Source organism: Variovorax sp. WDL1 (assembly GCF_001541225.1).
GTDB lineage: Bacteria > Pseudomonadota > Gammaproteobacteria > Burkholderiales > Burkholderiaceae_C > Variovorax.
The window spans coordinates 68,068-72,983 of the sequence record NZ_LMTS01000248.1 but is presented as its reverse complement, the minus strand read 5'-3'; the positions used below and the strand labels follow the sequence as shown (position 1 = coordinate 72,983).

The 4,916-nt window shown below is 71.6% G+C and carries 3 protein-coding genes; 1 reads left to right on the top strand and 2 read right to left on the bottom strand.

The features are described from left to right. A partial coding sequence (locus APY03_RS31155; RefSeq protein ID WP_232324482.1) for a septal ring lytic transglycosylase RlpA family protein occupies positions 1–761 on the bottom strand: 761 nt, incomplete at its 3' end. Next, positions 754–3,558, bottom strand: a complete 2,805-nt coding sequence (gene glnE, locus APY03_RS31150) for a bifunctional [glutamate--ammonia ligase]-adenylyl-L-tyrosine phosphorylase/[glutamate--ammonia-ligase] adenylyltransferase (protein ID WP_068683231.1) — start codon at positions 3,556–3,558, stop codon at positions 754–756. The genes glnE and APY03_RS31155, both read right to left, overlap by 8 nt. Before the next feature lie 25 nt (positions 3,559–3,583). Here glnE and APY03_RS44850 point away from each other — a divergent pair. Continuing rightward, positions 3,584–4,916: YhdP family phospholipid transporter (locus APY03_RS44850; RefSeq protein ID WP_443082857.1), on the top strand; the 1,333-nt coding region annotated here is incomplete at its 3' end.

Sequence of the window (4,916 nt, the reverse complement as noted above, 5' to 3'; positions counted from 1 at the left end):
TCTGCCGCCGCTGCCGGCAGCGGCGGCAGGGCATCCAGTTCGCGCACTTCCGCGCGCGGCATGGCCACGACCGGCGAAGTCAGCGCCGCGGGCACGGCCACGGCATCTGCGGCCGTCGGTGTGAGCGGGACCTCGGCAATCGCCATCGGCGCCTGGGCCGGCGCCGCCTGGGCCAGCGCGGTGTCCCCGCGCCGCCAGGTGCCGGCGCGGATGTCCGCATTGGTGATCCGCTCGATCTCCACCGGGGCCACCCCGCGCAGCAGGTCGAGCTTGTAGGCCGCGGTGTAGCTCAGGTCGATGATGCGGTCGTCGTGGAAGGGCCCGCGGTCGTTCACCCGCACGATCGCCTCGCGCCCGTTGGCCGGGTTGCGCACCCGCACGTAGCTGGGCAGAGGCAAGGTCTTGTGGGCGGCCGTCATCGCGTACATGTCGTAGGGCTCGCCGCTGGCGGTGGACTGCGCGTGGAACTTCCGGCCGTACCAGGAGGCGAGGCCGGTCTCGCGCCAAGGCCGGTCGTCGGCGATCGGCACGTAGGAGCGGCCCAGCACCACATAGGGCTTGCTGGTGCCGCCGCTGCCGCGGATCGCTTCGACGCGCGGCTCGGCATCGGGCACCTGCCCGAGGCCGGCCGGCGGGTTGGCGTCGGGCCCGTCGCGGCCGATGCCGGAGCCGCCGCGTGGCCCGCTGGCGCAACCCGCCAGCAGCACCAGCGCCGCGCCGGCGATCAGCGCGAGGGCGCGCGTGCTCGCCGGGCTAGCCAAACACCGCCTTCCACAAGGCCAGCATGGCTTCGCGTTCGGCCGCCAGCGCGCTCATCGGCACCTGCGTCGGCTCTTCGTTGAGCCGCGCGCGGTGCTGCACCCGGCGCAGCTCGCGGTAGGCCGCGGCGGCGTTGCGTCCGATGCCCTCGGGCAGCAGGCCAGCCTCCTCGGCGCGGACCAGCAGCGCGATATTGCCGACGTTCGGGATCAGCTCGGGATGGGCCTTGGCTTCCGAAAGCACGAGGAACTGGACCGCGAACTCGGCATCCACCATGCCGCCGGGGCTGTGCTTGACGTCGAAGCAATCAGCCTTCACCGGCCTCGCGGCGCGCACCTTCTCGCGCATCGCGACGATCTCGGCCTTGAGCGCGGCGCGGTCGCGCGGCGCCGTGATCACGGCTTCGCGGATTCGGTCGAAGCGCTCGCACAGCGAGCAGTCGCCGCTGTCGTCGGGCCCCGAAGCCATGTCCACGAAGCGCGCGCGCGTCATGGCCTGGTGCTCCCAGGTCCAGGCGGTGTTGCTGCCGCGGCCCATCTGGTATTTCTCGTAGGCGTCGAAGCTGGTGGTGAGCAGGCCCGAGTTGCCGTTGGGCCGCAGCGCCGTGTCGATCTCGAACAGGTCGCCCTCGCGGGTCTTCACCGTCAGCCAGTTGATGAGCTTGCGCACATAGGCCGCATAGACCTCGCCGGCGCGCTCGTCGTCGTCGTCGTAGACGAACACGATGTCCAGGTCGCTGCCGTAGCCGAGTTCCTTGCCACCCAGTTTTCCGTACCCGATGATCGCGAAGCGCGGCGTCTCGCGGTGCGGGTTGCGCACCTGCGGCCAGCACCAGCGGGCGGTCACGCGCAGCACCGCGTCGGCCAGCGCGCTCAGGTCATCCGCCACCTGCTCGACCGTGATGCGGCCCTCGACGTCGCGCGCCAGCGTGCGGAACAGCTCGGCGTGGTGCGCATGGCGCAGCAGGTTGAGCAGGCGCTCCTCGTCGGCCTCGCCGGTCTGGCGCAGCGACAGGTGGCGCGCTTCCAGCTCGCGCTCGAACTCGGCGGCCGAGAAGCGGCCGGCCAGCATTTCATGGCTCGCGAGCTCGTCGATCACGCCCGGGTGCTGCATCAGGTAGCGCGCCGGCCAGCGCGCCGAGCCCAGCATGCGCAGCAGCCGCTCCTGCACCGCCGGGCGCTCGACCAGCAGCGCGATGTAGTTCTCGCGGCGCATCAACGGCTCGATCCAGTCGGCCCAGCGTAACGCGCCGTCGATGTGGTGGGCGATCTGGCCCGGGCCCTCGCCGTCGGGCTCCCGCAGCCACTGGCCGGTGCGTTGCACCAGCTGCCGCAGGCGGGCGCGGGTGTCATCGCGCAGGGCCTGCACGCGCGGGCTGTCGCGCCACGCCTGGATGCGCTCGGCAAAGGGCGCCGGCAACTCCGCGATCAGATCGCTCAGGTCGGCCGGCACGGCGCCGGCGGACGCGCCGTTGCAGCGCTTGCAGGGCTCCTTCTTGCCGCCGAGCAGCTTGTCGAACTCCTGGGCCACGAACTCGCGATGCGCATCGAGCTGCGCGAGGAAGGGGCAGCAACCCTCGTACCCCATCGTGCGCGCGATCCAGCGCAGGTCTTCGTCCTGCACCGGCAGCACATGGGTCTGCTGGTCGTCCAGGTACTGGATGCGGTGCTCCACGCGGCGCAGGAATTCGTAGGCCGCGGCCAGCATGTCCGCCGTTTCCTGTGGCATGAGGTTGGCGCGCGCCAGGCGCTGCAGCGCATCGAGCGTGGGCCGGGTGCGCAGCTCGGGGAACTGGCCGCCGCGCACCACCTGCAGCAGTTGCACGATGAACTCGATCTCGCGGATGCCGCCGCGCGAGAGCTTGACGTCGTTGGCGCGCTCGGGCCGCCCCGCGCTGCGGCGCGCGGCCTGCTCGCGGATCTGCCGGTGCAGGGTGCGCAGCGAGTCGAACACGCTGTAGTCCAGGTAGCGCCGGAACACGAAGGGCAGTACCACGCCGCGCAGGGCCTGGGCCGAACAGTCCGCGATCACGCTCTGCGGCGCGACCACCCGGCTCTTGAGCCAAGCGAAGCGCTCCCATTCGCGCCCCTGCACCTGGAAATACTCCTCCAGCGCATCGAGCGAGACCACGCTCGGACCCGAGTTTCCATTGGGCCGCAGCGCGAGATCGACGCGGAACACGAAGCCGTGCTCGGTGGTGTCGCCCACCAGCGCATAGATGCGCTTGATAGCGCGCGAGAAGAACTCCTGGTTCGCCAGCCGCGCGCGACCCTGCGCGTCGCCTGCCGTCTCGCCGTCGTGGTCGTAGAGGTAGATCAGGTCGATGTCGCTCGACACGTTGAGCTCGCGCGCGCCGAGCTTGCCCATGCCCACCACCCAGAGCTGGGCGCGCTGGCCATCGGGGCCGAGCGGTGCGCCGTGCGTGGCCTCGAGCTCGGCGCAGGTCTCGCGGCAGGCAATGTCGAGGGCGAACTCCGCGAGCTCGGTGACCGCGGTCGTGACCACCGCCAGGGCCGCCTGCTGCTCGCAGTCGAGCGTGACCAGACGCTCCATCACCAGCTGCCGCACGATGCGCAACGCATCGGCCACGCCGTCGCCGCGCTCGCGCAGCGCGGCATAGGCCTGCGCCATGGCGGCGCGCCGCGGTTCGCCGGCTTCCAGCAGTGCCAGTTCGCCGGCGTAGCGGCGGCGCAGGCGCTGCACGAAGCGCGAAGAGGCCGCGAGCGGCATCGGCGGAGCATCCGCTGCGCCGGCTTCAGTATGGGTATCGGTGGAACCGGGTGGGAGGCTCGCAGTCATAATTCCCGTCACAGCGCGATCCTCAATGAACGACACGACGTCTTCCCCTTCACGTCTGCTCAAGATCACCGCTGTAGCGGCACGCTGGTTGTTGGCTTTGCTGATCGGTGCATGGCTGATGCTCGCGCTGTCAGTGCTGGTCCTACACGCGTGGATTGTGCCGCGAATCGGCGAGTACCGTGGCGCCCTGGAAGCGCAGGCCAGCAAGGCCATCGGGGTACCGGTGCGCATCGGTTCGATCACCGCCAAGGGCGGTACCCTGTTTCCCAGCTTCGAGCTGCGCCAGGTCGTGCTGCACGACCCGCAGCAGCGCGAAGCCCTGCGCCTGGCGCGCGTGGTGGCCAGCGTCTCGCCGCGCTCGCTGTGGCGCCTGAACTTCGAGCAGGTCTACATCGAGCGTCCCGAGCTGGAGGTTCGCCGCGACACCGCCGGCAAGCTGCACGTGGCCGGCCTCAGCATGGACACGGACACCACCGGCGAGGGCCGCGGGGCCGACTGGTTCTTCGCCCAGCGCGAGTTCGTGATCCAGGGCGGCATCGTGCGCTGGACCGACGAGAGCCGCGGCGCCCCGTCGCTCCTGTTGTCCGATGTGCAGTTCATCGCCCGCAACGGCCCGCGCAGCCACACCATGCGGCTGGACGCCACGCCGCCGGCCGGCTGGGGCGAGCGCTTCACCCTGCGCGGCGCTTTCCGCCAGCCCCTGCTGACGGTGCGCAGCGGCAACTGGAAGAGCTGGGACGGCGTGGCCTACGCCGAGCTGCCGCGCATCGACATCCGGCAGCTGGGCCAGCACGTGACGCTCGATGCCCGCGTCCGCGAGGGCGACGGCGCGCTGCGGATCTGGGCCGACGTCGAAGACGGCCAGATCGCCGGCGGCACGGCCGACGTGGCACTGCTGCGGGTGGACGCCTCGCTGGGCAAGTCGCTCCAGCCGCTGGTCCTGCGCGACGTCACCGGCCGGCTGGCCGGGCGCATGACGCACGAGGCCCAGGAGTTCTCCACCACCGACCTGCAGTTCCAGACCCCCGAGGGCATGCGCTGGCCGGGCGGCAACCTCTGGTTCCAGCACTTGCCGGCCAAGGGACGGGTCGCCGAGCGCGGCGCGCTGCGCGCCGACCGGCTCGACCTCGCGGCGCTGGCCATGATCGCCGACCGGCTGCCCCTGGACGCCAAGAGCCGCGAGACGATCGACGGCCTGGCGCCGCGCGGCCTGGTCGAGCGCGTCGATGCCAGCTGGCAGGGCCCGCTGGGCGCACCGGACAAGTACCAGGCGCGGGGCCGCGTCAGCGGCTTCGGCGTCGCATCGCAGCCCGCAGAGCCCCGCACCGTGCCTGCAGCGGCGGCAGTCCCCGGGCCGC